At 58.4% G+C, this 26,069-nt stretch carries 22 protein-coding genes and 1 pseudogene; 18 read left to right on the top strand and 5 right to left on the bottom strand.

Going from position 1 to position 26,069, the window contains the following annotated elements; genetic code table 11:
• Positions 1-47: 47 nt before the first annotated feature.
• The 7 genes from EM858_RS25235 (at position 48) to EM858_RS25205 (ending at position 7,673) form a co-directional block, all read left to right on the top strand.
• The gene (locus EM858_RS25235; RefSeq protein ID WP_127758363.1) at positions 48-431 is read left to right on the top strand and encodes a hypothetical protein; all 384 of its coding nucleotides are present in this window, start codon (positions 48-50) and stop codon (positions 429-431) included.
• On the top strand, positions 428-1,324 hold the full coding sequence (locus tag EM858_RS25230) for an alpha/beta hydrolase (RefSeq protein ID WP_127758362.1): 897 nt from the start codon (positions 428-430) through the stop codon (positions 1,322-1,324). Before EM858_RS25235 ends, EM858_RS25230 begins: the two co-directional genes overlap by 4 nt.
• 49 nt (positions 1,325-1,373) lie before the next feature.
• Positions 1,374-2,516, top strand: a complete 1,143-nt coding sequence (locus EM858_RS25225) for an ABC transporter substrate-binding protein (protein ID WP_245483046.1) — start codon at positions 1,374-1,376, stop codon at positions 2,514-2,516.
• Positions 2,517-2,605: 89 nt separating this feature from the next.
• Positions 2,606-4,159: a sugar ABC transporter ATP-binding protein gene (locus EM858_RS25220; protein ID WP_127758360.1), complete on the top strand. Its 1,554-nt coding sequence runs from the start codon at positions 2,606-2,608 to the stop codon at positions 4,157-4,159.
• The gene (locus tag EM858_RS25215) at positions 4,156-5,130 is read left to right on the top strand and encodes an ABC transporter permease (RefSeq protein WP_127758359.1); all 975 of its coding nucleotides are present in this window, start codon (positions 4,156-4,158) and stop codon (positions 5,128-5,130) included. The genes EM858_RS25220 and EM858_RS25215 overlap by 4 nt, the downstream gene beginning before the upstream one ends.
• Positions 5,131-5,142: 12 nt before the next feature.
• A complete protein-coding gene (locus EM858_RS25210; RefSeq protein ID WP_127758358.1) occupies positions 5,143-6,162 on the top strand; it encodes an ABC transporter permease in 1,020 nt (339 codons plus the stop codon).
• A 23-nt stretch (positions 6,163-6,185) separates the two neighbouring features.
• A complete protein-coding gene (locus EM858_RS25205; protein ID WP_127758357.1) occupies positions 6,186-7,673 on the top strand; it encodes an NAD-dependent succinate-semialdehyde dehydrogenase in 1,488 nt (495 codons plus the stop codon).
• A gap of 298 nt (positions 7,674-7,971) precedes the next feature.
• Here EM858_RS25205 and EM858_RS27480 read toward each other — a convergent pair.
• The 5 genes and pseudogenes from EM858_RS27480 to EM858_RS25180 form a co-directional block, all read right to left on the bottom strand.
• Positions 7,972-8,433: pseudogene (locus EM858_RS27480) on the bottom strand (mannose-6-phosphate isomerase).
• Positions 8,434-8,800: 367 nt separating this feature from the next.
• A complete protein-coding gene (locus tag EM858_RS25195; protein ID WP_245483044.1) occupies positions 8,801-9,676 on the bottom strand; it encodes an N-acyl homoserine lactonase family protein in 876 nt (291 codons plus the stop codon).
• Between the two features lie 21 nt (positions 9,677-9,697).
• Positions 9,698-10,180 (bottom strand): hypothetical protein, encoded by a 483-nt coding sequence (locus EM858_RS25190; protein WP_127758356.1) that lies wholly within the window; start codon positions 10,178-10,180, stop codon positions 9,698-9,700.
• Complete coding sequence (locus EM858_RS25185) at positions 10,177-11,841, bottom strand: GMC family oxidoreductase N-terminal domain-containing protein (RefSeq protein WP_127758355.1); 1,665 nt, start codon at positions 11,839-11,841, stop codon at positions 10,177-10,179. Before EM858_RS25185 ends, EM858_RS25190 begins: the two co-directional genes overlap by 4 nt.
• Before the next feature lie 78 nt (positions 11,842-11,919).
• Positions 11,920-13,026 (bottom strand): NAD(P)-dependent alcohol dehydrogenase, encoded by a 1,107-nt coding sequence (locus tag EM858_RS25180; protein ID WP_127758354.1) that lies wholly within the window; start codon positions 13,024-13,026, stop codon positions 11,920-11,922.
• A 307-nt stretch (positions 13,027-13,333) separates the two neighbouring features.
• Between EM858_RS25180 and EM858_RS25175 the strand changes: the two genes are divergently transcribed.
• The 11 genes from EM858_RS25175 to EM858_RS25125 all read left to right on the top strand — a co-directional run.
• Positions 13,334-14,443, top strand: coding sequence for an alcohol dehydrogenase catalytic domain-containing protein (locus EM858_RS25175; RefSeq protein WP_205649563.1), 1,110 nt, complete (start codon positions 13,334-13,336; stop codon positions 14,441-14,443).
• A 777-nt stretch (positions 14,444-15,220) separates the two neighbouring features.
• A complete protein-coding gene (locus EM858_RS25170) occupies positions 15,221-16,309 on the top strand; it encodes an ABC transporter substrate-binding protein (RefSeq protein WP_127758353.1) in 1,089 nt (362 codons plus the stop codon).
• A 56-nt stretch (positions 16,310-16,365) separates the two neighbouring features.
• On the top strand, positions 16,366-17,895 hold the full coding sequence (locus tag EM858_RS25165; RefSeq protein WP_205649562.1) for a sugar ABC transporter ATP-binding protein: 1,530 nt from the start codon (positions 16,366-16,368) through the stop codon (positions 17,893-17,895).
• Between the two features lie 10 nt (positions 17,896-17,905).
• A complete protein-coding gene (locus EM858_RS25160; RefSeq protein ID WP_127758352.1) occupies positions 17,906-18,847 on the top strand; it encodes an ABC transporter permease in 942 nt (313 codons plus the stop codon).
• 5 nt (positions 18,848-18,852) lie between these two features.
• Positions 18,853-19,851, top strand: a complete 999-nt coding sequence (locus EM858_RS25155; RefSeq protein WP_127758378.1) for an ABC transporter permease — start codon at positions 18,853-18,855, stop codon at positions 19,849-19,851.
• Positions 19,852-19,918: 67 nt separating this feature from the next.
• Positions 19,919-21,022 (top strand): NAD(P)-dependent alcohol dehydrogenase, encoded by a 1,104-nt coding sequence (locus EM858_RS25150; protein WP_127758351.1) that lies wholly within the window; start codon positions 19,919-19,921, stop codon positions 21,020-21,022.
• 12 nt (positions 21,023-21,034) lie between these two features.
• On the top strand, positions 21,035-21,343 hold the full coding sequence (locus EM858_RS25145) for a putative quinol monooxygenase (RefSeq protein WP_127758350.1): 309 nt from the start codon (positions 21,035-21,037) through the stop codon (positions 21,341-21,343).
• Positions 21,344-21,420: 77 nt separating this feature from the next.
• Positions 21,421-22,686 (top strand): NAD(P)/FAD-dependent oxidoreductase, encoded by a 1,266-nt coding sequence (locus tag EM858_RS25140; protein ID WP_127758349.1) that lies wholly within the window; start codon positions 21,421-21,423, stop codon positions 22,684-22,686.
• 62 nt (positions 22,687-22,748) lie between these two features.
• A complete protein-coding gene (locus EM858_RS25135; protein ID WP_164865567.1) occupies positions 22,749-24,593 on the top strand; it encodes a HAMP domain-containing methyl-accepting chemotaxis protein in 1,845 nt (614 codons plus the stop codon).
• A 69-nt stretch (positions 24,594-24,662) separates the two neighbouring features.
• Positions 24,663-25,577 (top strand): alpha/beta fold hydrolase, encoded by a 915-nt coding sequence (locus tag EM858_RS25130; protein ID WP_127758347.1) that lies wholly within the window; start codon positions 24,663-24,665, stop codon positions 25,575-25,577.
• Positions 25,578-25,825: 248 nt separating this feature from the next.
• Positions 25,826-26,069: transposase (locus EM858_RS25125; RefSeq protein WP_164865476.1), on the top strand; the 244-nt coding region annotated here is incomplete at its 3' end.

Raw genomic sequence — 26,069 nt, 5'->3', positions numbered from 1 at the left:
GAAAGGCGTGGATCGGCCGCGCCGTTTTAACTAGGGAGGAGCCGAACATGGCTATTGATCTCGAGAAGTTCAAAAAACTGGCGCTGGAGGACTTCGAGTTCAAGCGCGAAACCCGTTATCTCAACGGCATTCTCAAATGCGATTTTCCGACCCGCAGCGTCGCACTTCACTTCGAAGACGGCAAGATGGTGAAGGTCGAAGAAGCCGCCTACGACGACGAGAACTGCAAGATCGTCATCCGGGGCACGGGTGAACAGTGGGACGCGCTTCTCCAGAAGAAGCCGCAGCCATTTTACCAATGCCTGCAGTCGTCGAATATCAAACACGGTCTGTACCTTAGCAACAATCACGAAACCTTCGCGTATCTCCCTGCGCTCAATCGCATGACGAACCTGATGCGCGAAGCCCGTCCGGAAGGAGTAGTAGCATGACCAGGCATGATCCGATCACGGGCCGTTACGTCTACCTGACGATCGAAGGCATCGAATATCGCGTCTATTATGAGGAAGCCGGAGAGGGCATTCCCTTGCTTGTCGGTCACACGGCAGGCTCGGACGGCCGCCAGTACCGCCACACGCTCTGCGACGAAGAGGTGACCAAGAACTTCCGCGTCATCGCGTTCGACCTGCCCTATCACGGGAAGTCTCTTCCCCCGCACGGCGTTCGCTGGTGGGAGAAAGAATACAACATGACCAAGAAGTTCATGATGGATTTCCAGCTGGAACTCTCGAAGGCCCTTGGTCTGGACCGCCCCGTTTACATGGGTAGCTCAATGGGCGGACATCTCGCCATCGATCTGGCGTCCAATTACCCGGACAACTTCCGCGCGACCATCTCCGTCGAAGGGGCACTACGCTCGGCTGCCGAATATGTCGATGTCGGTATGGCAGGCATCAGGAAGGAATTCGACAATCCGAACGTCAATCGTACCTCCATCGGCGCGGCCATGATGCTCAACATCTCGCCCTATTCACCAGAAGCCAATGTCCGTGAAATCCAGTGGGAATATAGTTGTGGCGGTCCGGGCGTCTTCGCAGGTGACCTCTATTATTACTATTACGACCACAACGTCTCGCCCGAAGAAGCGAGCAAGATCGATACGTCGAAGTGCATGCTGTACTTCCTGACGGGCGAATACGATCCCAACACCTCCCCGACGGATACCAAGATCGCCGCGGATCTCGTCAAGGGCAGCAAGTTCTGGACGATGGAGAAGCTTGGACATTTCCCGGTCACCGAAGACTACACCGAGTTCAGAAAATACCTGCTGCCGATCCTCGAGGAAATCCAGCAGGCTTCCGCAACCAGGGCGAAAGTCGCCTGAACCAATCTCTTGGGAGGAGCATCCAATGAGACGTTGTTTAACCGGAACCATGGGGGCGCTGATCGCGGTCGGCGCCCTTACGACTACGACGTGGGCTGACGGCGTCGACCAGCTCCCCGCCAGCGAGAGGACAATCTATGAGGTTGTCGACCCGCAGGTCCCTCTCGGCGCGAGTGCCTATAAGGACTTCAAACCAAAGAAGGGACCACCGTGGAAGATCGGCTACGCCAGTAGCTATGCCGGCAATACGTGGCGCGCAGCCGCCCTCGATGCCGTCATGAATGACCTGTTGCCGCGTTCCAAGGAAGCGGGGCTCGTATCCGAAGTCGTGGTCACGCAGTCCGACCTTAAGGACGCTGTCCAGATCCAGCAGATGCGCCAGATGGTTGATGATGGTGTTGATGCCATCATCATCTGCTGCTCGAATGTCACCGCTCTCAACCAGACGATCGAATACGCGTATAAGGCAGGCGTCCCTGTTTTCTCGTTTTCGGGATACGTGACGTCGCCTTACGCGATCAACGGCGCTGCCAATCACGCGCAGGGCGGCGGCGAAATGGCGACATGGCTCGCAGACAAGATAGGCAAGAAAGGCAACGTGCTTCTCGTATCGGGCATCCCTGGCTTCGCCTCATCCGACAGCTTCGACAAGGCTGCCAAAGATGCGCTGGCAAAGTATCCCGACATCACCATTGTCGGCGAAGTGGCTGGCAAATGGACCGACCAGGTCGCACAGGTCGAAGTGCAGAAATTCCTGGCGACGAACCCCACGGAGGTCGACGGTATTCTGACACAGGGCGCGCAGGAGAACGGCGTGTTGAACGCCATACTCCAGTCGGGCCGTGACATGGTACCGATTACGCTTGGTGGGGAGGCTTCGGCGGCATGTTACTGGCGCCAGAATCCAGAATGGGTCGATGCCGGTTTCCATATCTGGCCGCCACGCCGTGAGATGCAGCAGATGTGGGAAATCATGCTTCGCACGCTCGAAGGGCAGGGGCCGAAGGTACAGTCCTTCCTGCGCCCTGTCCTACCGTTTACAATCGACGAGGTTCGCGCGGCGATCCCCGAGGATTGCGATGTGAACTCGACGGATTTCGTCGAACCGAAGGCGGACGGATGGTTCCCAAGTACGATTGCCGACCAGTACTTCGAGCGTCCTGCCGATCCCTGGAAATCGGTAGCCCAGTAAGCCGGATCCGCCCGGTGGCTTAACTGCCGGGCGGACCGTTGGATGATCGTAAAGCCGCTTTGGCGGATGTTGCGGGTGGGAGGTCTGCGATGGGCAGCGAGATAACAGTCAGAATGATAGATGTCGCCAAGGCATTCGGCGAGACGAGGGCACTCAAGAAGTGCGACTTCGAGGCCCGCGCCGGAGAGGTGCACGCCATCGTCGGCGAGAACGGCAGCGGCAAGAGCACGATGGCGAAGATCATGTCGGGCGTTTTGCGCCCGGACGCAGGCAAGGTCACGATCCTGGGTGAAAAGGTTGCCTCGCCCGTCGACGCCAAGCGGGTCGGCCTGACCACCATCTTCCAGGAAGTCCTGGTTGCTGACGAGGCCAGTGTGTTCGAAAACCTCTATGTCGGTCGTGATGGTGTCTTTCGTTCGCAGTCGACCGGAGATCGGCGGACCGAAGCGGCTGAAATCCTGGCGCGGCTCGTTGGAAAATCCATAGACCTCGATCAACTGGCGGGCAGCCTGCCGCTCAGCATCAAACAGTGGATCGTCATCGCACGGGCTATTCTTCGCAGGCCACAGGTGCTGATCCTCGACGAATCTTCGGCCGCGCTCGACCTCGACTCGACCCTCCGGCTCCACGCGGAAATCGACCGCCTTCGTGCCGAGGGCGCGACGATCCTCATCGTCACCCACCGGATCGCAGAACTCGTGCGTATCGCCGACCGTGCGACGATCCTGCGTGATGGGATAACTGTCGGTACGCTCGGAAAGGACGAGATTACCGAGGAAAACCTGCTGTCCATGATGACGCCGGCAGACCGGCGCGCGAGCGATGCGACGGAATACGCCTCCCGAAAGAAGTCGCTCTCGGCCCCTCTCATACTAACCGCGACCGGTCTCGCCGCGCACAGGTCGGGGCGCCTATTCGATTTCGACCTTCCGAAGGGAAGCATCGTCGGCGTAGCCGGGCTTGATGGGCAGGGGCAGGACGCTTTTATCCGCGCCTTGGCCGGCATCATCCAGCCGTTCGGTGGCGAGGTGAAGGTCCGCTCGGTTGACACGAACAAGATGATCGCGTTGCGATCGCTCGACGATGCTGCCAACCTCGGTGTTTCCTACGTCTCCGGGGATCGCAAGCGCGAGGGTATCTTCCCGCAACAAAGCATCTTTGAAAATCTCGCCATCGGCGTCTACAGGAAAAAGCTCGGCCCCCTGGGCGTGATCCGCAAGCCCACGCTGAAACCGATGTTCAAGCGCGAAGTGGATCGTCTGCGTATCAAGATCGGCAGTCCGTCGAACAGGATCACGTCACTGTCGGGCGGCAACCAGCAGAAGGTACTCATCGGGCGCGCCTTCGCAAATAATCCGCAAGTCATCCTCCTGAATGACCCCGCCCGCGGCGTCGATCTCGGCACCAAGCGCGACCTCTACCGGGAGTTGCGCCTGTTCGCTGAAAAAGGCGGCAGTGTCATCTACCTGTCGAGTGAGATCGAGGAGTTCATCGGGTTTGCCGATCGCGTCGACGTGTTCTTCGGGGGAACGTTGTTTCGTGCCCTGACCGGCGAGGAAATCGCCGAGGCACCAATTCTCGCCGCTATGTTCGGGAAAGCCCGGGACGCTTCCGTTGATTTCGATCTGGAAAGGACCGCATGATGTCCGCAACTGCTTTCCGTCAAGTCACGCAGGACCGCTCGCTGTTCGTTCCGGCCGGGCTTTTCCTCGTCCTCCTTTGCGCTGTCGCCTTCCGGGGCCAGGGTCTGTTTACGAACAATGGTCTGGCTGGAGCCATTCTGGTTGCAACGCCGCTAATCCTGACCACGCTCGCGATAACACCGATCGTCATGGCGGGCCGCGGAGCTGTGGACCTTTCCGTGGGCCCGCTCATGGGCTTCGTCAACGTCACGCTCATTACGTGGCTGGTCGGCAACGGCATCACGCACCCCGTGGCCATCATTGCCTGGGCGGTGGGATTGGGAGCGGCGTTCCAGCTCGTGCAAGCGCTTGTGATCATCTATGTGCGCGTCGCGCCTATCATCGTCACGCTCTCCGGTTTCCTCGTTCTGTCGGGCGTCAACCTGATGGTCATGTCGCGTCCCGGCGGTGTGGCTCCAGACTGGATGCTAAGCTGGGGCGCGGGAACAAGCGTATTTTCGCCTGTCCTGTTACTTCTGCTCGGCGCTTTCGCAATCTGGGGCCTCCTGAGGGGCACGATGTTTTACCGCAACCTGCGGATGACAGGGGCCGACGAGCGGATGGCCTATACAAGCGGTGTGCAGATCGATGTCGTGCGCATCATCGCCCATATGGTCGGCGGCGTTTTTGCCGGGCTTGCCGCATTGAGCTACACCGCGCTGATCTCGTCTGGCGACCCGACCCAGGGCAGCACCTACACGCTGCAAGCGGTGACGGCGCTGGTCCTTGGCGGCGCCAGTCTCTCCGGGGGCCGCGGCGGTGCGCTCGGTTCGACGCTCGGCGCGATCAACATGTTCCTCATCTCGTATCTTCTGTCCACTTTCAACTTTGGTACGGTTTCCGGCTTCGTCACGCAAATGGCCTTTGGCTTGATCCTCGTTGGATCACTTCTCGTGAACGTGTTCGTCATTAGCCGCCGCACAGCCGCGTGAGGGAGTAAGGAAATGATCTCCACTGCCTTGAACTCAGAAATCGGCGCAGCCCGTGGCGCCAGCCCTTTGCGCAAGCACAAGAGCATTTCGATCGGCTTCTGTCTCCTTGCGTTTCTGCTTATCCTTGGTGCCCTGCTCGTGCCGGGCTTCGTGTCGCCGCAGAACGCGCGATCGGTCCTCCTGCTCGCCGCCTTCCTGGGACTGGCGTCTGTCGGGCAGACGCTCTGCGCGCTCATTGGAGCGCTGGATCTTTCCATCCCATACATCATCGGTGGCGCCAATATCCTGCTTCCAAGTCTCACGGTGGCGGGCCTTCCCGCGCCCGTCGCCATGATCGTCGTGCTCGTCCTTGGCATTTTGGTCGGGGCTTGCAACGGCGCCCTCAGCTTCCGGTTGCAGGGTCAGGCGCTGATCATGTCGCTCGGTCTTGGTTTTGCCGCCGTCGGGGCGGTCCAGATCTACACCTCGCTCGGATCGCAGTTCGGCGGTACCGTCTTTGCCCCCGTCCCTGGGTGGCTTCGCAACCTTTCGGCGTTCAACGGCAAATTCTTCGGTCTGCCGTTTCCACCGGTTATCGTCATATGGGCTATCATTGCCGCAGCTCTGGGCTGGACCATACACAACACCTGGTTTGGCCGCAGCCTCTATGCTGTTGGCGGGAGCCGCACGGCCGCCGCCCGCCTCGGAATCTCGGAATTCAATATCTGGACAGTGATCCACAGCGTCAGCGGGGCGATGTCGGCACTGACCGGAATGCTGCTTCTTGGTTTTTCCGGCGGCGGTTTCGTCGGTGTCGGTGATCCCTACCTGTTCACCACCGTGGCGGCGGTCGTTATCGGCGGAACATCTCTTCTGGGCGGTGCCGGCGGGTATGGAGCGACAGTCCTCGGCGTCCTCGTCCTTACTGTCCTGACCTCGCTTCTCGTCGGCCTTGGACTGAGTTTCCCGGCACAACAGGCCGTCATAGGGCTGCTGATCGTCCCCATGGTCGCGATCTACGCCCGCTCACCGCACATCCGTAATCAGATTTGAACGTTGCATCGAAAGGAATACCAATGGCTATCTCCACCGCTCTACTGGATCGCCTGAAAGACCCCTCCCTGGTACGCGAGGAAATGCTGTTAGGAGGCGACTGGCGAAAAGAGGGCGCGAGCCGCAAGACGATCCAGGTTCACAATCCCTCGACCGGGGACGTGATCGCGAGCCTCCCGAGCGCAGGACTCCAGGACGTCCGCGAAGCGATCGACGTCGCCAAACTCGCCCAGAAAAAGTGGGCCGCACGATCGGGCAAGGAACGTGCCGGCGTCATGCGGAAGTTCTTCGACCTCGTCACGGCCAACACCGAGGACCTCGCGATCATCCTGACATCCGAGATGGGCAAGCCTCTGGCCGAGGCACGGGGCGAGGTGGCCTACGGCGCTTCCTACATCGAATGGTTCGGTGAAGAAGCCAAGCGCGTTTACGGTGACACCATTCCGGGGCATCAGGCCGACAAGCGTCTGATTGTCATCAAACAGCCCGTCGGCGTCGTGGCCGCCATCGCGCCCTGGAACTTTCCCTCAGCCATGGTCTGCCGCAAGATCGCCCCGGCGCTGGCATCCGGCTGCGCCATCATCTTCAAGCCGGCCGCCGAAACCCCGTTGTCGGCCCTTGCTCTTGCAATCCTCGCCGAGCGCGCCGGAATACCCGGCGGCCTGTTCAGCGTCCTGCCGACAGACAACGCCCGGATGTTCGGTGAAGAAGTCTGCTCGAACCCCGTCGTCAAGAAGCTGACCTTCACAGGGTCTACCGAGGTCGGCCGCATCCTGATGGCGCAGGGCGCACAAAAGATCATGAAGCTCAGCCTCGAACTCGGCGGCAACGCTCCCTTCATCGTCTTCGACGATGCCGACCTCGACGAGGCTGTGGAAGGAGCGATGCTGTCCAAGTTCCGCAATGCAGGCCAGACCTGCGTTTGCGCCAACCGTCTCTACGTCCAGAGCGGGGTCTACGACCGCTTCATAGAGAAACTCGCGGCGCGGGTCTCCGCCCTCAAGGTTCTTGACGGGTTCGAGGATGGAGCCACCATCGGTCCGCTGATCAACGAGGATGCAGTGGCGAAGCTCTATAGCCACATCGACGACGCGGTTGGTAAGGGTGCGAAGGTCGTTGTCGGCGGCGCAAGGGACGAGCGTGGTGGTACCTTCGTCCAGCCGACGCTTCTCTCGGGCGCCACGAAGAATATGAAGGTTGCCCGCGAGGAAACGTTCGCCCCGTTGGCTCCGGTCTTCAAGTTCGAGACGACGGACGAAGTCATTGAGTTGGCAAACGATACCGAGTTCGGTTTGGCGGCCTACTTCTTCGCGAACGACCTCCGGAATGTCTGGAAGGTCACGGAAGCGCTCGAATACGGAATGGTTGGCGTCAACACAGGACTCATCTCCACTGAGGTGGCACCCTTCGGCGGCGTCAAGCAGTCAGGCTTCGGCCGCGAGGGCTCAAAATACGGGATGGATGACTTTCTGTCCATGAAGTACGTCTGCATGGGCGGCATTCCGTCCTGATTTCGTGTTCGGCGGCCGAGTGTCAACTCCGCCGCCGATCTGTTCCTGCTTGGTTCATGGAGAGGCGAATGAAAGATTTTGCAGATAAAGGCAGCACGACTGAGCCTAACGGGACGATAACTGCGGACACACTTCAAAACCTTTATGACACTGGAGGTGACGGAGAGCAGGAATGGGCCGATCTTGCCGCCAAGGCAAGTATTGAAGGCCGGACCGTGGCCACCCGCCCTAACGTGCCCCGGGCGGTCCGCCCGCGGGGGACGAAAGCTTAGGATGTTGGGGCGGCGAGCGTTGCCCATCACTCCGAACGGGCATGGATCGGATCGACCCGGTACACTTCTTCCGGCTTTTCGACGGGATCGACGTTCGTAATGTTTACAACGGCCTCGTTGTCCGGTCGGCTTTGGTCTTCCGACGCGGTACTAGAGGCGGCACGATGACAAAGTCGCCGGGTCCCTCTTCGGCCACATACTAAGGATGGTCACCCAGCGCATTCTCGCCTTTCCGCGGATCACGAAGATCACGCTTTCGAGCGCCCCATGATAATGGACCCCGGTTTTAGTGTTCGGTTCATTGACGACAGTCCCTACCCAGATTTTCCTTGCTCCACCGCGAGCATGATTGATGGCAGCTTGCCGAAACATTCCCGGGATCCGGGCGGTGTCGGAATCGAGCTGATCGCCCCAACTAAGCGAACATCGTTGTGCTTCCACTGGTCCGCATGACCGTGGTGGTGTCATCGCCCATAGTTTCGGTCCAGCGTCGATAATGCCAAGCTGCGCCTCTTAGCTATAGGCCTACATGGCTTTTATCGGAGCCTTCCTAAGGCCGCGGAACGCGGTCGACGTGCGGCGAGGCGAGATGAGTCTTCAAGGATTGAATATAGGTCCTCAGTCGGCGTTACCACCTTCTAGAACCAAGTCCTGAACGTCAACCAGCGACATGGGGTTTTCGCGCACGAGCTGCCCACCTGGCACATGAAGAAGCCGGGATTTAGGGGTAAAGCCATCGAGCGGAAAGGTCCAAACAACCCGAGGAGAGGGGAAAAGCCCGCTCGAACTAAAATTTTCGGGCGAGAGCGCGATGTTCGCAACCCCGCCCGAAATAGCCTTGGGAGGGCTGAGCTTCTAAACGTAGGACTGTTGACCTTCGGCGAGCGCGACCTCGATGAGGTAATGCCCGTTCTTCGTCGTCCTGTTCGGATACAGTTTCGTCATCCCCGGTTCATGCGGGGTCAGGACTCTACTGATGTCAAAACCGACGGTCTTGAGGATTTCGTGCGTCGCGAAGACCAGGTTTGTCTGACTGCCGAAAGCGAGCCCGACAGGAAGGTAGACGGGGTCTTCGAGATTGCCACCGTGCATGTTGTCGTGGCGATAAAGCAGGTCGCCCGTGTAGGTATAGACGTCATCGCTCGAGGTCTTGCCATCGTTGCGTATGATGACGTACTGCGACGCCGCAGTGTGGGTGTCGCGCGCAACCCGTACGTCAATTCCTGGAAACAGGTTGTCAACGTTCCCGTCGATGCCTCGCATCCTCCCCCCACGCGCCAACTGGACAGCGTAGAGCATGTCCCCGGTATCCGTGGCGGTGAGAAGCCACCTGAAGCGACGATCCAGCGCCATGATAGACACCCAAGCGGCAAGTTCGTCCTGCTGAATATGGAAAGTAGCGTTGGGGAATAACTCGAGACCGCCCATGTGGTCGAAATGCGCGTGTGTCAGGATGACGTCGGTAATCTCTTCCGGCGTGCATCCGACCTCGGCGAGGACATCCTTGGGCGGGAACCAGTTTTGGACATTAAAGCGGTCCATGAATTCCTTGCCATGGGATGCGTAATTCACGCCGCAGTCCAACAGGATCGTCTTCCCGCGGCCCTTGAGCAGCGTATAACAGTAGGGGAGTTTCTCCGTCCCCATGTTGTGGCGGCCGTAGATCAGCGAACTGGCAGGCGCGTCAGGCACCCAAGCGAATTCGAGCATCCATATAGAGTAGTCAGGCAAAATATCCTCCCCGATTCCGGTTCAATTTGCGGTTTGGTGAAGCGCACAGCAGGAATGCTCAAAATCGACAATTTCGAACCCCGGTAAGTATTTCGATGCGATTCTGAGTTCCTCCCATCCCGCCCGTAGCGGGGCGAGCGGGTCGCGGGCTCCGGCAGCCCCTGAAAGCGTCTGGTCGATGTCTTTCAGGGCAATAGCCAACAAACCGGCCGCTTTCCCGAGATGCCGATGGAAATGCAGCGAGCGAGGTGTCGGGGTGAGACCCCGGAACTCTTCGTTCCCAGCCTTCACCAGTTCGGCAGCGGCTTTCTTAACATCCCAGTCGAGTATGTGACGGGACTTCTTGATGGCTAGCAGGACCAGCAGGCCCGCCATGCGGTTGGCCGCACCGTGCAGGTTTTCGAAGCATGCCTGCGCAGAGATGGAATACGAGGCCGTCGCGTCGTCGAGGATTTCGGCCACCCGTATTGGAGAAATCCGCCTCCGTGTGACGGCCGCCCTCATGCCGCATGTTCTCCAAGCGTCTCTATAACCATTGCTTTTCTTCCAAGGATGAGATCGGCCGCTTTCTCCGCGATCATCAGAGTGGACGCATTCGTATTCGCCGAGGGCATTGACGGCATAATCGAGGCATCGCACACCCGGAGGCCTGCCAGTCCGTGAACGCGCAACTCCGCATCGACGACGGTTCCGGGAGAGGAGCGAGGCCCCATCCGGGCGGTCCCGATCATGTGGTATACCGTCGTGCCCTTCTGACGCGCGAAATCCAGCAACTCGTCATCGGTTTCGAGGGCGGGTGTCGGAGAAATCTCCGACTCGATGTACCGATCGAGCGCCTTGGACCGGAAGAGCCGGCGGGCGAGTCGCATGCCGCCGATCAGCACCTGCTGGTCAGTCTCATGTGTGAGATAGTTGGGCTGGATCGCTGGAGCGTCGAATATATCCGAAGACTTCACGTGGCATGAACCCAAGCTTTCCGGACGTTCCTGCCATATACCGAGCGTCAATCCCGGATGCTTGTCGAGCAGCCCGACAACGCCTTCGCGGAAGCTTGCCGGAGCGCATGCGAACTCCAGATCGGGCCTTGAAAGGGAAGGGTTTGATTTCCAGAAGATGTGCACCAGTGATGGGCTGACGGCGAGGATACTGGGCCTTCCCAACGCCCACCGAGCAATCTGGCCAAGCAGGGCAGGACCGTGGGCAACGTCATTGATTGTTTTTGAACCCTTGACCCTGGCCACCATGCGGACGGCATAGTGGTCTCGAAGGTTGTTTCCCACCCCCCCCAATTCATGGAATACACTGATCCCAGCGCGGCCAAGGACGTCGGCCGGTCCGATGCCCGAAAGCTGGAGAAGCTTTGGGGTGTTCAGCGCCCCCGCGGTCAGGATGACCTCTTTTGAAGCGCGGACTTCCCGTTGTGTCCCGCCGGGCCCGCCCATCACATACCTGATCCCGACCGCCCTGGTGTCTTCGAAAACAATTGCCGCCGCCTGGCAGTTAGTGCGGACGTCCACGTTTCCGCGTTTGATCGCCTTGCTCAGGAACGCCTTCGCCGAGCTGTGGCGGAACCCCTTGTAAATCGTCCGCTGAAAGAAGCCCGCGCCGTCTTGCATAGCACCATTGTGATCGGGATTGCGTGGAATTCCAAGCTCGACTGCGGCGTCGATCAGTGCATCGCTTACGGGATGGTGCCAGTCGAGATCGGTGATCGGCAATTCGCCGTCACGCCCGCGGTAACGATCGTCGGCGTTGCCGATACGTCGCTCGGACCGTTTGAAATACGGAAGGATTTCCTTGTAGCGCCAGCCGGGGTTTCCTTCGGCGGCCCAGTTGTCATAGTCGATGGCCTGGCCCCTGACGTAGTTGAGGCCGTTGATGGAACTCGATCCGCCGAGCACACGCCCTTGCGGAAGGGAAAAACTGCGGTTGTTCGTGCTGGGGTTCGGCTCGGACATAAAGTTCCAGGTCAGCTTCTTGCTGTATATGTTCTTGATGTAGCCGGCAGGGATGTGGATCATCGGATTGATGTCCTTCGGGCCTGCCTCCAGAAGGCACACCTTGAAGCCTGCTTCGCTCAGTCGGTTCGTGATGACACAACCCGACGTTCCTCCTCCGACGACGACGAAGTCGAACGTCTCCGATCCATTGCTCGCGTTTGCCATCTCTCCTCCAAGTGCAAAAGCATCCCACGGCCGCGCTGCCGCCGCAGTCCCGTTCGTTATTTGTAAAGGCCCGAAAACTTAGTGCTTCATGCGCAGGATAGGCTTGATGACTTTGCCGCTCTCTGAGTCGGCCATCGCCTGGTTGATATCGTCGAGGTCGTAGAACTGGACGAGCTTGTCAAATGGGAAGCGGCCCCGCTGCCAGTACTCGATCAACTGCGGCACGAATTCCGACGGAATGCTCTGGCCTTCTACAACGCCGACCAGCGTGCGGCCGAACAGGAAGCTGCCGATGTCAATCACGCCTTCGGTTCCGAGAGCCGAAGACCCCACGAGACCACATGTTCCAGGAGTGCCAAGGCAATCCACTGCTTGGCGGAAAACCTTGGGCGAGCTGGTGCATTCGAGGCTGAAGTCCACCCCGGCGGGAACGATTTCCCTGATGGCTTTGACGCTGTCGGCCTTGCGCGCGTTGATGGTATGCGTCGCGCCGAGTTCTATGGCGAGTTCAAGGCGCTCGTCCGTGAGGTCGATGACGATGATAGTAGCGCACCCGGCGATCTTAGCGGCCATGGCTGCCGCCATGCCGACCGCGCCTGCGCCGAAGATCGCTATGGACGAACCCTCCCGTGGTTTCAGGCAGTTCAGAACCGCGCCTGCGCCTGTCTGGAGACCGCAACCCAGCGGTCCGATGAGTTCGAGCGGGACGTCCTTCGAAATCTTGACCGCGTTTCGCTCTGAGGCGATGGCGTAGGTGGCGAAGGAAGACTGCTCGAAGAAGCAACCACTGATCTGGGAACCATGCGAATCATGGATCGGGCAGGTGCCATCTGGGCGGGTGCCGCGGAAGTTCCTGCCGAAGAAGTCCTCGCAGTAGTAAGGCGTGTCACCAAGGCATTTCTCGCATTTGCCACAAAAGGAATAACTCAAGGCGACATGGTCCCCCGGAACGAGGGTTTTGACCCCACTGCCGACTGCCTCAACGATACCCGAGCCTTCGTGACCCAGAACTACGGGCTGTGGGACGTCGTATCCTTGGTCTCGGACTACCATGTCGGTGTGGCAAACACCCGACGCGACGATACGCACCAGGATTTCATCAGCCCTTGGTTCATCGATACCGATGCATTCCAGGACAAGGGGTTTCGATTTCTCGCGCGAAATAGCGGCGTACGCTTGCTTCATGAAAATGCTCCTCCGAATGCGCCTCAGCGCAAATCAAGCGCGAAACTAAAGCATTATCAGACAATCCGTCAATAATGTTTATCGCAGATGGTGGCGCCGGGAAGTCTGGACAACTCGACGCTTTTGATAATCGTTGCCGAGTTCGAGGCAAATCATTGGTATATATAGCATAGTTTCCGCTCTATGTTCGTCGATAGTGACGTTTGAGGTCGTGGAAGACGCCAGGTTATGTTGACGGATTGACAGACAAAAAGTAGCAATCTTAATCGCAAAAATCTTTTTTACATCAATTTCGGGAGGAAACTGTATGTTTGAAGCGCCAAAAAAGTGGTCCAGCAAATCAATGAAAGCAGCCCAGATTGAGGGCATCCGGGGGCGTGTATCCGTCGCCGAAGTGCAGGTTCCGGAGCTTGATCCAGACGACGCGCTGGTGAGAGTCATCGCCTCCGGTATATGCAGAAGCGACTGGCATCTTTGGAATGGCGATTGGGAATGGGTGGGGATGAAGCTCCAGCCCGGCGCTGTCCTTGGTCATGAAATTGGGGGGATCGTCGAGGCTGTGGGCTCTAACGTCCGGTCTGTCCGGCCCGGCCAAAAGGTGACGGTCCCCTTCAATCTCGCGTGCGGCCATTGCCATCATTGTTCTCGTGGGGAGCAGAACGTTTGCGACAATGCCGCTGTTCCACATCTCATTCCCGGTTCTGGTGGCTGGGCGCAGTACATGCGTGCACCGAACGCCAACCTCAATTGCGTGCCTCTGCCCGATGGTGTCGACGAGCTGACGGCCGCCGCGCTTGGGTGCAGGTATATGACCGCTTGGCGCGCGATCCAGAACCGTGGAGCGCTGCGCGGCGGCGAGACTGTTGCTGTGTTCGGGTGCGGCGGTGTCGGGCAGGCGGCGATTGAAATCGCGGCGTCTTTGGGTGGCCGTGTTATCGCGGTCGACGTTGACGACGCCAAACTGGCGAGGGCCCGGGAGATCGGTGCGCATGACGTTGTAAACGCAAAGGGCATGTCGCCTGAAAAGGCCGGGGAGGCAGTCCGGGCTATCACCGAGCGCGATGCAGGCGTTGACTTGGCGGTAGATGCACTTGGGAGTGTCGCGACGGTCCACGGAGCTCTGCATTCTCTTCGAAAAGGCGGTCGCCTTTCGCAGGTTGGCCTCACATCGCAGGCTGAAAAGGGCATCGTCGCAATTCCCATGGACATGATCGTCCTCAAGGAACTTGAGATTCGAGGCAGTCTTGGAAACCCCCAGAGCCAATATGGCGACTTGCTCGGACTTGTGGCGTCGAGAAAGCTCAACCCAACAGCTTTGGTAAGTCGAACGGTTTCGTTGCGGGACGTGGAATCTGTCCTCCACGATATGGATAGCTTTAAGACAAGCGGTTACGTCGTCATCACGGATTTCCGATAGGCTTAGCCTTTCCGGGGAGCGGTGCGGCTTCCCGGAAAGGGTGACCTTATCCCTTAGAATAGGATCGGGGTTTTAGGCGGCAGATCGTGGGTGCGGCTGTTGGTATTTCCAACGGGAGCATCTTTTTGATCGAAAGCCTTTCGATAAGATTGTTCTCAAGAAGTTGCCTGGGCGCCGAGAGCCGCACTTTTTTGCTCTTCAAGAGCGGGTGCAAGGCTTTGCAGATAAGCAAGGCGCGACCTTGGCGCTTGTGTCGCGGATGCTTTCTTCGCCCGGTGGTGAGACCAGGGACAAGCGTCTCCAGCTCATCTCCGCAAGACGCAGTTCGCAGTTATCGGTCGCTCGGCGCTGAAGGTGTGATCGAAGCGCAATCCGAGTGCATTCAAAAACTTGCCAAGAAGCCGACAGTGCTCGTGCCCGATCAAGCTTAACGCAGCGTCTTTCAACCCGCGAGTTGATTTCGTTCGCTAGCCGAGCTCTGCGGTGGAGAATTGCAGGGGTGGACTAAAGGGCAATCCTGCAACTGACCACGTGTTCCACTATTGTCCTATTGCCTGTTGTAGCCTGTAGATTCAAAAAAAATTAGAAAATCAAGATATTATCAGATGGTTTCCGAGAAAATTATCTTAATTTGCTTATTCAATTGACAGATTGTCTGATGATTTATATCAATGCAAATGCCGTTCTGAGGAGAGTCCGGCAACGGCGGGAGAACAAACGGCTCTCGCGCAAGCAGACAATGTCCGCCGCCAAGAGCGGTTTGAGGAGGAGAATTTAATGAAAAGACGTACTTTCCTGCAGGCCAGCGGGGCGTTGGCGGTGGCCGGGACTTTTGCAATGCCGAGCATTCTTCGTGCGCAGGATGTCATCAACCTTCTTCCGGACACCTGGCCGGCGGAAGGCGACAACCCGATCGTCGAAGCCGGCAAGTTCGCAAAGTCCGGTCCCTGGAAAATCGGGCACAGCCACTACGGTCTGGCCGGCTCGACGCACACATATCAGACCGCGTTCGAGGCCGAATACGAGATCGGAAAGAACAAGCACCGCGTCGCGGACTATCAGTTTAGAAGCGCCGATCTTAACGCATCGAAGCAGGTAGCCGATATCGAAGACCTGATCGCGCAGAAGGTGGACGCCATTATTATCGCGCCGCTCACGACCGGCTCCGCCGTCGAGGGTATCAGGAAGGCGAAGGCCGCTGGCATACCGACTATTGTATACCTCGGTCGCGTCGATACTGAGGACTTCACAGTTCAGGTGCAGGGCGACGACTTCTACTTCGGGCGGGTGATGGCCCAGTTCCTGGTCGACAAGCTCGGAAACAAGGGCAAGGTTTGGGTGCTGCGCGGTGTCGCTGGACATCCGATCGACGCGGACCGTTATGCCGGCGCTATGGAGGTCTTCAGCAAATCGGGTCTGCAGATCACTTCGACACAACACGGGAGCTGGTCTTACGAAGAGTCCAAGAAGATTGCCGAAAGCCTCTATCTGTCCGACCCGGACGTCGCTGGTGTCTGGACCGACGGTGCGAACATGTCTCTCGGCGTGCTCGACGCATTGCAGGAGGCGGGCGCGTCCACGATTCCGCCAATCACAGGCGAGGCCTTGAACGGCTGGATGCGCCGCTGGAACGACGAGAAGCTCTCGTCTATCGGTCCGATATGCCCCCCAGCCTTGTCCACGGCCGCACTGCGTGCGTCCTTTGCGCTTCTCGAGGGCAAGCCGATCCAGCGCAACTGGATCAACCGTCCCAAGCCGATCGTCGACGAGAACCTGTCGCGCTTCTATCGCGCCGATCTCACCGATGCCTACTGGGCGCCGACCGAAATGCCGAACGAGAAGCTCCTCGAGTACTTCAAGGCCTGATGAAAGTCGGGCGCAGACAGTTTGCGCCCGCATCTCTCTCAAAGATGGAAATGTTCATGAGCATGCTTGTCGAGATGGTTGGCATCAACAAGTCGTTCGGTGCCACAAAGGTCCTGTCTGACGTCAGGTTCTCCCTGGAGCGCGGCTCAGTGCACGCCCTCATGGGCGAGAACGGTGCCGGCAAGTCCACGTTGATGCGTATCCTGGCCGGCGTATACCAGCCAACCACCGGAAGCGTCCGTCTGCGGGGTCAGGAAGTCAGTTTCCGGTCACCTAAGCAAGCCCGCCTCGCGGGTGTCTCCACGGTGTTCCAGGAATTCACCTTGATCCCGAACCTGACCGTGGCCGAGAACATGTTTCTCGGGCATGAGCCGCGGCGTTCGGACGGTTCCATCGATCGTGCGGAAGTGCTCCGACGCTCCAGCGAACTGCTCGCCGAAGTCTTCCCTCAGCTCGATGCCACGGCGATCGTGGACACGCTGACTGTCGCCCAGCAGCAGGCGGTGGAAATCGCGAAAGGCCTGACCTCGAACGCGGATGTTTTCATCTTCGATGAACCGACAGCCGCGTTGAACTCCGCCGACGTCGCGCATCTTTTTGCGGTCATACGCGACCTCAAGGCAAAGGGGAAAGCGGTCGTCTACATCTCGCATCGCATGAACGAAGTTTTCGAACTCTGCGACACGATTACCGTCATGAAGGACGGCGCATGGGTGAAGACTGCCAGGACGCAGGATTTCAATCTCCATTCGCTGGTCGCGACCATGGTCGGGCGCGAGCTCCAGAATTTTTTCCCACCGCGATCGCGCGAAACAGGAGAGCCCATGCTTGAGGTCTCGGACCTCAAGCTCCACGATGACGGCGCGACCATCGGTTTCACCGTCCGGAAGGGGGAGATCATCGGGCTGGCTGGACTCGAAGGGCAGGGCCAACGCGAGATCATGCGCGCTGTCGTCGGGGTCGAGACGGCAAGAGCCGTTACGGTTCGCCGGCGAGGCAGTGACGCGGCCATGAGCGCGGTGAACGTCTCGTCGGGATTTTCGAACGCGATCGCCGCAGGGATAGGCTTTATCCCGGAAGACCGGAAGCAGGAAGGTCTGTTCCTCCGTCTTCCGATCTACGACAACATCGCGCTTGGAAAGCAGCTCAACCGCAATATGGCGAGTTTCGCATGGCGTTCCGTGTCCAAGGTTCGCGAAGTCATCAAGTCGTTGCGCGTCGCCGCGGCAGACCCAAGCGCGCCCGTCGGGAAGCTCTCCGGTGGCAACCAGCAGAAGGTCTTGCTTGGCCGCTGGCTCCTGTCCGGGGTCGATATCCTGGTGATCGAAGAGCCGACACGTGGTGTCGATGTCGGTGCGAAGGCGGAAATCTATAGACTTCTCCACGACTTCAGCGACCGCGGAGGGGCGGTGATCGTCTCATCCCGCGAACACGCCGAGCTTATCGGTCTCTGCGACAACATTCTCGTCGTTCATGACCGGAAGATTGTCGGGCAGATGCCCGCCGCGGATGCAACTGAAGAAAGCATTCTTGGAACCGCGCTTGGTTCTAACTCCGCGGACGATCCGCGCGCAGCGGTTCATTGAGGAGGAACCCATGAATACAGTAACGAACTTTATCAAGGTTCCGTATCGAGCCGGAGCGATCCTTCTCTCGATTGGAACGCTTTTGGTGATGCTCATCGCATCGGTCATCCTCCTTCCGGGCTTCCTCGCTCCCGAGAACCTTTCGAACCTGCTCGCCCAGTCCACCGTGCTGGTCATCTCGGCGCTCGGGCAGACGTTCGTCATCCTGACGGGCGGGCTAGATGTCTCGGTCGGATCGATCATCAGCATCACGACCACGATCATGACTCTCGACCTTCCCGAAATCGTCCGGGTCCTGCTCTGTATCGCGGTGGCGGTGGCGTTCGGCCTGGCGAACGGGTACGGGGTGGCGCGACTGAACGTCCACCCGATCATCATGACGCTGGCGACGATGGGTATCGGCCAGGGACTGGCCCTCATCATCCTCCCAATTCCCGGAGGCCGCGTTCCCGAATGGTTGTCCGCGTCTGTAGCTGGATCGATCGGCCCGATACCCAACTCGCTTCTCTGGCTGATCGCCGCATCCTGCGCCGCGGCCTGGATTCTTTACCGCAGACCTTTCGGTCTCTATCTCTTCGCCTCCGGCGGCAACGACTTCAACGCCCGCATGAACGGCGTTCCCGTGGGGCGCACGGTCATCAAGGCCTACATGCTGTCGGCACTCTTCGCGTGCGCCGCCGGAATGTTCCTTGCCGGGCGACTCGCCTCGGGTGACCCCAAGGGAGGTGCGACCTTCGGCATCGAGTCCGTCACAGCCGCGGCGCTGGGCGGTGTCCATCTCGCAGGGGGTATCGGCAGCATCCTCGGGACCGTCGTCGGAGCGGCCATTCTCGGCATCGTCAACAACGTGATGAACCTCGCCAATGTGTCGGCCTACCTCCAGTCGGTCGTCAAGGGTCTGCTGCTCCTCGTGCTCGTCGTTTCGCAGCGTCGCAAAACAATTGGACTTTGAAAGAGATGGACTTCTCAATGACAACGACAGACTCGAAAATTGAGACACCATCGCGCGCCCTGAGCGCGAAGCGCGCGATCTCTTGGATACTCGGCCTGCCGCCTGCCTACTACGTTCTCGCGATCCTGATTGCGGTTGCTCCGGCGGTCAGCGCGACGCTGATCAACCCGAATTACTGGTTCGTGATCCTCAAGCAGTCCGCTCCATTGGGCATTGCTGTGCTGGCGCAGTCCCTGGTCATGCGCGTGCGTTCGATTGACCTCTCGGTCAGCGGCGTATTCGCGTTCGCGATCTACCTGGCCAGCTCGGGCTTTCTGAACAACTATCCACCGTATGTGACCGTCCTGATGCCGATCGTCGTCGGCCTTGCTGTCGGTCTGATCAACGGCGTCCTCGTCGCGTACATCCGCGCGTCAGCAGTCATCTCGACGCTCAGCGTCTCGGCCATTCTCATCGGTATTGTGCAGTACTTGAGCGCGGGGCGCGCGCCGGGATCGACGCCGAGTTGGCTTCGGGTTCTTACAAGCGGCAATATCCATGGGCTCTCGTACTCCGTAATCGTCTGGATCGGAATATCCGTCCTCGTCGCGCTGGCGTTCCGGTTCCTCATCATAGGCCGCTATTTCCGCGCCGTCGGCGACAATCCGCGGGCAGCCGAAACCACGGGCATCCCGCTCGCCCGCACAATCTTCGTTTCCCATACGCTCGCTGGAACGCTCACCGGGATCGCTGCCTTGGTGCAAGTCTCGGCGCTCGCCGTCGGAACCATCAAGCCCGGCTTCGATACCTTCATGAACGCGCTCGCCGCGACCATTCTTGGTGGCGTAACTTTCGGTGTGGACCGGGGCGGCGTCGCAGGACCCTTCGTCGCCGTAGTGGCGTTCAGTTTCCTTTTCGCGATGCTGACCGTCTTCGGTATCCAGGAGCCGGGGAAGCTAATCGTACAAGGCGGGATCATCGCACTTGCCGCCATCATCTACGGGGCGCGCACCGGACGGGTCTAGGTTTTCCCCCGTTGGGTCGATCAAATAATTGCCGCTGTAGTCGCGGAAATAAAGCTGGAGAAGAATAATGGTGAAGATCACAGCGGCGGTTGCCGTAAAGCCCAAGGCACCGTTGGAGTTCCGTGAACTGGAACTGGCTGATCCGGAAGGCAACGAGATTCTGGTTCGTACTGTCGCGACAGGTATCTGCCATACCGACCTGCTTCTTCGCGATGGCATCTTCGGGCCTCCGGCTCCCGTCATCCCCGGCCACGAAGGAGTGGGCATCGTCGAAGCGATCGGGGCAGACGTGCAAAGCCTCAAGGTTGGCGATCACGTTGCTCTCAGCCAAAGCTCGTGTGGATTTTGCGCCGATTGCCGTCGTTCGCACCCGATGAATTGCCAGAACTATACCCAGTACAACCTGACAGGCCTTCGGCCCAATGGCAAGAAAGCCCTGCTTTGCGACGAGGTCGGTATCGGTAGCAATTTCGTTGGCCAGTCTTCATTTGCGACGCATATCCTTGCCACTGAGAACAACGCGGCGCTCCTTCCCAAGGAAAACTTCGATCTGACGAATGCCGCGCCCCTTGGATGTGGCATGGCGACGGGCGCGGGCACGGTCATCAACGCCATGAAGCCGGAGATCGGATCGACGATCGCCGTTTTCGGGGCAGGGGCGGTCGGGATGGCCGCCGTGATGGCGGCTAAGGTACGCCGTTGCAGCAAAATCATCATCGTTGACCTGAACCAGCAACGGTTGGATATGGCCAAGGAGCTTGGAGCCACCCACGCGATCAACGGCGAAGATACCGACGTTGTGGAGCAAATTCACGCGCTAACGGGCGGTGGTGCTGACTTCGCGATTGACGCGGTCGGTATCATCCCTGTTATCTTGAATTCGATCAAATGCACGAGGGCGGGTGGTCATGTCGTTCTCCTTGGCCTCGACGCGCTCGGTAAGGACATTCCGATCCCGCTGGACCTCATGGTGTTCAATCGCAAAATCCAGGGCGCGATCCTTGGCGATCAAATCCCCCAACTGTTCATTCCGCAGATGGTCGAGCTTAATCAAGCCGGCCTGTTCCCGTTTCAGAAACTGATCACGAAGTATCCGTTCGAGAAGATCAACGAGGCAATCTCGGACGCGGAAGCCGGCCGGGTGATCAAACCAGTTATCGTCTTCAACTAGGAGCAAGTTTGGATGACAAGCAAGACAGAGGAACAGCACCTCATCGTCGAATTCAAGACCACGACGCAGAACCGGGACCGCGTAAAGGCGCTTCTTCAGGAGTTCATCGGACCTGCACGGGAGGAGGCTGGCTGCCTGTACTACGACCTCTACCAGCGTTCGGATGATCCGAACACGTTCTTTATCTTGGACGGCTGGGTCAACGAGGCGGCAGTTGCTGGACACGGCGAGCATCCGAACGTGAAGCGCGTCCTTGAGCCGCTCCTGCCCCTTCTGGCCAGCCCTCCGTCAATCATCGTCAGCAACCGCGTCAGCGACTGACTGGTAAGGACTTTCGATTCCAATGAACGCGCTCTGGGTTAGGGGCGCGTTTTTTAGAACTGTGAACGGAGAATTGAATGGCTGAGCATCGTGTCGTTATCGTTGGCGGTGGGTTCGCAGGCCTGCAACTGGCCAAGGACCTCAAGTGCCCCGACACCTCAATCACGATCATCGACAGACGCAACCACCACCTTTTTCAGCCTTTGCTTTATCAGGTCGCCACTACCGTCCTCGCGACATCAGAAATCGCGTGGCCCATTCGGGCGGTATTCCGCAGCCGGAAAGATGTGTCGACGCTCCTTGGCGAGGTCATTGGAGTGGATACAGCAGCACGACTTGTCTCACTTAAGGACGGACATACGATCCCTTACGACACGCTCGTTCTTGCGACCGGGGCGCGTCACGCCTATTTCGGACGCGACGACTGGGAACCATTTGCTCCGGGGCTGAAGGCACTGGAGGACGCTACGACAATCCGCCGACGGCTTCTTCTGGCGTTCGAAAAGGCGGAACTCGAAAGCAATCCCGACATCCGACGGGCGATGCTGACGTTCAGCATCATTGGAGCGGGGCCGACTGGGGTGGAAATGGCCGGCATTATCGCGGAGTTGACCCACAGAACGCTTGTCGAGGAATTTAGATCCATTGACACAACGCGAGCCCGCATCCTGCTTGTAGAGGCAGGGCCCCGCGTTTTGCCCGCGTTCCATGAGACGTTGTCGCATTATGCTGAGCGATCACTTGCAGCGATGGGCGTCGAAGTTCGAACCGGTAGGCCGGTAACGAACTGTAATGAGCATGGAATATCGATTGGAGATGAGTTCGTGCCAAGTCACACGGTAATCTGGGCTGCAGGCGTGCAAGCATCGAAGGCGTCAGTTTGGGTCGGCGCGGAGAAAGATCGAGTGGGGCGGGCAATCGTGCAGCCCGATCTCACGGTCATGGATCACCCGGAGATTTTCGTTATCGGAGACGCCGCTTTGGTGAAAACCGGCGAGGGAACGCCCGTTCCCGGCATTGCGCCAGCCGCAAAACAGCAAGGAAAATATGTCGCTAAGGTGATCAAGGCCCGCGCCAACCAGCGCCCAACACCGCCTCCCTTCAAATACAAGCATCTTGGTAACCTTGCTACGATCGGACCGAGCTCTGCTGTGATCGATTTCGGTAAGCTTCGGCTTAAGGGAACGCTCGCATGGTGGATCTGGGGCTTCGCGCACATTTACTTTTTGATCGGAACAAGGAGCCGCATGGCCGTCGCTCTGAGCTGGCTTTGGGCATTTACTGCCGGGCACCATTCTGCCCGCCTGATTACGCAGAAGGAGACGCTGAAGAACGAGGTCTAGAACCACGCCAGGGGGTGGGGTGGTGAACAACATATAGAAAAGGGTCGGCAATAATGTCGTTCATGGAACATATCAGTATCAAAACGAAAATGCTGCTTTTAGTCGTTCCGATTTGTGCGATTGGCATCGCCGGACTGACGTTCGTCTCACTCAAGTACCGAAACGCCTCTCAAAGCTACGTCAGTTTCATAGCGGAGGATGGGGCCGCCGCAATCCATATGGCACGTGCGAACCAGCACTTCACGGCTGTGAGCTATAACGCCTATCAAATCCTTTCTTATGATATCAAAGACCCGAATATCAAAAAATTTGCCCTTTTTTACGAGAATAACAAGGCGAAGCTTGTTTCCGAGCTGCGGCTCGTCAAGCGCCTGGTTCCGGATCAAAAAACGTCGATCGACAGGTTCATCGCTGCAGCAAACGATATTCTCTTACTCACCAATCAGGCCGTGCAGTTCGCGCTTAAAGGCGATGCCACTGCCGCGAACGCATCTCTGCGCAAAGCTGACCCACTCATTGCAAGCCAAGTCCTGGCCGTCCGGGATTGGACCGACAAATTTACGCAGTCGGTGGACATGGAAAGCAGCGAGCTTGCGGCTGATGCCGATGCGACGAGCAAATATTCACTTGCAATTATCACTCTGGCATTCGCGGCTTTCCTTTCAGCTTCCCTTTTCATTTCATCTCGTTTCATAACGATTCCGATTGTCAAACTTCGGGATAGGATGATCGCGCTTGCTGAAGGCGAAACAAGCGCTGATATACCCAGCGTACAACGGCGCGATGAGCTCGGAAACATGGCGCGGGCAGTTTCCGTTTTCAGGATTAACGCGGTGGAGCGGCAACGCCTCGAACAGGAGGGAGAGGCCACGAGACTTTCAGTGGAGGAAGGTCGACGCGTCCAATTAGAGAGGGACACCGCAAATGCCAGCAGTACAGATTTCGCTGTGAAAACTCTTGGATTTGCGCTGCGAAGGTTGGCTGACGGCGATCTCCTGCATCGGATCGAAACAACGTTTCGACATGACCTGGACGCTCTCCGTTTCGACTACAATACCTCGGTTGAAAAATTGTTGGCCGCGCTAAATTGCGTTAGTGAGAATGCTCGCAGGATCGACCATAGTTGCGGGGAAATCAGTTCGGCAGCAGATGCCCTCGCAAGTCGAGCAGAACGACAAGCAGCTTCCCTTGAGGAGACCGCGAGCGCCATAGCGCAGCTTACTGTGACGATAAAAGATAGTGCCGGCCGTGCCTCCGACGCCAAAACTCTTGTTGCGCAAGCTCGATCTGAGGCAATTGCCTCGGGTGACGTCGTTCGCTCCGCAATCGAAGCCATGCGCACGATTGAGAAATCCTCGCAAGAGATCACAAGCATCATCGTCGTGATCGATGAAATCGCGTTCCAAACGAACCTGTTAGCACTTAACGCCGGTGTAGAGGCGTCGCGGGCAGGCGAGGCAGGCCGCGGTTTTGCGGTGGTCGCGCAAGAAGTTAGAGAATTAGCACAACGATCTGCAAGTGCAGCGCGCGAGATCAAAGAACTTATTTCAAGTTCGGCCACTCAAGTGGCCAAGGGAGTTGTTCTTGTCGGCGAGACAGGAACGACGCTGAACCGCATCATCAGTGGAGTGGCGGAAATCGATGTGCATGTTGGAGCCATTGCAGCATCTGCTCAAGAGCAGTCCTCAACCCTTCACAGCATCAATGAGTCGGTTGCGTCCATTGATCACGAAACTCAAAAGAACGCGTCGATTGCCGAGGAGACTGCTGCCGCGGGAGCTCAGCTTGCGTTGGACGTCGAAGCGCTCACCAACCTGCTGACACAGTTCAAGATTGAGGCCATGACTTCCGCCGACACCAACTCCGATCGCGACGTACCACCGCTGCGTCAGCGAATTGCGGAATAACGCGATGGCCCGCGGCAAAGGGCGTTCCGTTACAAGCTCTAATGTTACGCCGAAACATAAGGAGGCGACATGGTCGATATACTGGACCATACCGGAAACCCGGTGAAACACGGCCGGGCACGCATCAATGGTATTCGGATGCATTATGTTAGCGCTGGACAGGGAGAGCCCCTTCTGCTTCTCCACGGAACGCCGAAGACCTCGTACTATTGGGCGAAGTTAATGCCGCTGCTGACGAAGCATTTCACGGTCGTCGCTCCTGATTTGCGAGGATTTGGGTACACGGACAAGCCGCCTGCTGAGCAAGGGTACGACTCCCTCACCAACGCGAGCGATATGGCCGAACTCATGACCCAACTTGGACATGAGAGATTCCACCTACACGGGGAAGATCGTGGCGCGGAATTTGGCTATGTTCTTGCGGCGACTCAACGCGACCGTGTGCTCACACTCTCGTTCTGCGAAATGATGCTGTCGGGACTGGGTCTTGAGGAATTCTCGCATTTCACACCCGAGAACATTAGTGCCCAGTATCGACAGCAGGGCGTCTGGAATTGGCATCTGCCGTTCTTCTGGATTCCTCATATTCCGGAAATGCTGATAACGGGACGCGAGAGGGAATTCTGGGAGTATTGGATAAGAGCCGAAACTTGGAATCCAACGGCGATCGACGACGCTGCCATCAGCGAATGGGTCGCCCGCCTCGCAGCGCCGGGTGGACTGAGGGGGTGCCTCGAAACTTACAGGGCCGGCCTGAAAAATGCCGAGATCAATCGGCGCCTTTCGACGGAAAAGCTGACGTTGCCCGTAATGACCATTGGAGCTCCAGAGTTCTTCGGCCCTTTCGTAGAGCAGCAGATGCGAAAGGTGGCCGAGCGCGTCGAGCGTTCCGAGGTCTTTGCAGAATGTGGCCACAGCTTAGCGTGGGAAGCCGAAGCGCAACTGGCCTTGGCGCTTCGAGAATTCATGCTCGCGAAGCGTTGAGCAATTTTGCTCCTCCCAGGGCACATGTTGGGGCCGCGGCAGAAAGTGCGCCGCGGTCCGGCTGAATATGTGAACCCTTCGCAGCGGACCGCGGGGTTTCCGCAGGACCGTTGGATCAACACGGTAAGCACACGGTGATGGCCGCCTTGTGAGGCGAGCCCGAACATCGGACGTCCTAGTGGTAACACCAGGGATTGAACCGCTCCGGGTTTGCCGGAGGCTCCAACTTCTGAGAGAGTGGAGCCATCATGAGCAAGACAACGAACAAGTTTTCACCTGAAGTCCGTCAACGTGCCATTCGTATGGTGCTGGATCACGAAGCCGAGCACCCTTCGCGGTGGGCTGCCGTTTCATCTATCGCTGCCAAGATCGGCTGCTCGCCAGCCACGCTGCATGAATGGGTAAAGAAGACCGAGGTCGACAGCGGCAAACGAGCAGGCCTGCCGAGCGATGTCGCCGAGAAGATGAAGGCTCTCGAGCGGGAGAACCGCG

Origin of the sequence: Agrobacterium sp. CNPSo 2736, from assembly GCF_004005385.1 — a bacterium.
Taxonomy (GTDB): domain Bacteria; phylum Pseudomonadota; class Alphaproteobacteria; order Rhizobiales; family Rhizobiaceae; genus Agrobacterium; species Agrobacterium leguminum.
The sequence above is the reverse complement of the archived record's forward strand: the minus strand, read 5'-3'. Positions and strand labels throughout refer to the sequence as shown.

Excerpts from the sequence above, each read along its gene's own strand:
- EM858_RS25235 (WP_127758363.1), top strand. The coding sequence starts at position 48 with ATGGCTATTGATCTCGAGAAGTTCAAAAAACTGGCGCTGGAGGACTTC.
- EM858_RS25230 (WP_127758362.1), top strand. The coding sequence starts at position 428 with ATGACCAGGCATGATCCGATCACGGGCCGTTACGTCTACCTGACGATC.
- EM858_RS25225 (WP_245483046.1), top strand. The coding sequence starts at position 1,374 with ATGGGGGCGCTGATCGCGGTCGGCGCCCTTACGACTACGACGTGGGCT.
- EM858_RS25220 (WP_127758360.1), top strand. The coding sequence starts at position 2,606 with ATGGGCAGCGAGATAACAGTCAGAATGATAGATGTCGCCAAGGCATTC.
- EM858_RS25215 (WP_127758359.1), top strand. The coding sequence starts at position 4,156 with ATGATGTCCGCAACTGCTTTCCGTCAAGTCACGCAGGACCGCTCGCTG.
- EM858_RS25210 (WP_127758358.1), top strand. The coding sequence starts at position 5,143 with ATGATCTCCACTGCCTTGAACTCAGAAATCGGCGCAGCCCGTGGCGCC.
- EM858_RS25205 (WP_127758357.1), top strand. The coding sequence starts at position 6,186 with ATGGCTATCTCCACCGCTCTACTGGATCGCCTGAAAGACCCCTCCCTG.
- EM858_RS25190 (WP_127758356.1), bottom strand. The coding sequence starts at position 10,180 with ATGAGGGCGGCCGTCACACGGAGGCGGATTTCTCCAATACGGGTGGCC.
- EM858_RS25185 (WP_127758355.1), bottom strand. The coding sequence starts at position 11,841 with ATGGCAAACGCGAGCAATGGATCGGAGACGTTCGACTTCGTCGTCGTC.
- EM858_RS25180 (WP_127758354.1), bottom strand. The coding sequence starts at position 13,026 with ATGAAGCAAGCGTACGCCGCTATTTCGCGCGAGAAATCGAAACCCCTT.
- EM858_RS25175 (WP_205649563.1), top strand. The coding sequence starts at position 13,334 with ATGTTTGAAGCGCCAAAAAAGTGGTCCAGCAAATCAATGAAAGCAGCC.
- EM858_RS25170 (WP_127758353.1), top strand. The coding sequence starts at position 15,221 with ATGAAAAGACGTACTTTCCTGCAGGCCAGCGGGGCGTTGGCGGTGGCC.
- EM858_RS25165 (WP_205649562.1), top strand. The coding sequence starts at position 16,366 with ATGAGCATGCTTGTCGAGATGGTTGGCATCAACAAGTCGTTCGGTGCC.
- EM858_RS25160 (WP_127758352.1), top strand. The coding sequence starts at position 17,906 with ATGAATACAGTAACGAACTTTATCAAGGTTCCGTATCGAGCCGGAGCG.
- EM858_RS25155 (WP_127758378.1), top strand. The coding sequence starts at position 18,853 with ATGGACTTCTCAATGACAACGACAGACTCGAAAATTGAGACACCATCG.
- EM858_RS25150 (WP_127758351.1), top strand. The coding sequence starts at position 19,919 with ATGGTGAAGATCACAGCGGCGGTTGCCGTAAAGCCCAAGGCACCGTTG.
- EM858_RS25145 (WP_127758350.1), top strand. The coding sequence starts at position 21,035 with ATGACAAGCAAGACAGAGGAACAGCACCTCATCGTCGAATTCAAGACC.
- EM858_RS25140 (WP_127758349.1), top strand. The coding sequence starts at position 21,421 with ATGGCTGAGCATCGTGTCGTTATCGTTGGCGGTGGGTTCGCAGGCCTG.
- EM858_RS25135 (WP_164865567.1), top strand. The coding sequence starts at position 22,749 with ATGGAACATATCAGTATCAAAACGAAAATGCTGCTTTTAGTCGTTCCG.
- EM858_RS25130 (WP_127758347.1), top strand. The coding sequence starts at position 24,663 with ATGGTCGATATACTGGACCATACCGGAAACCCGGTGAAACACGGCCGG.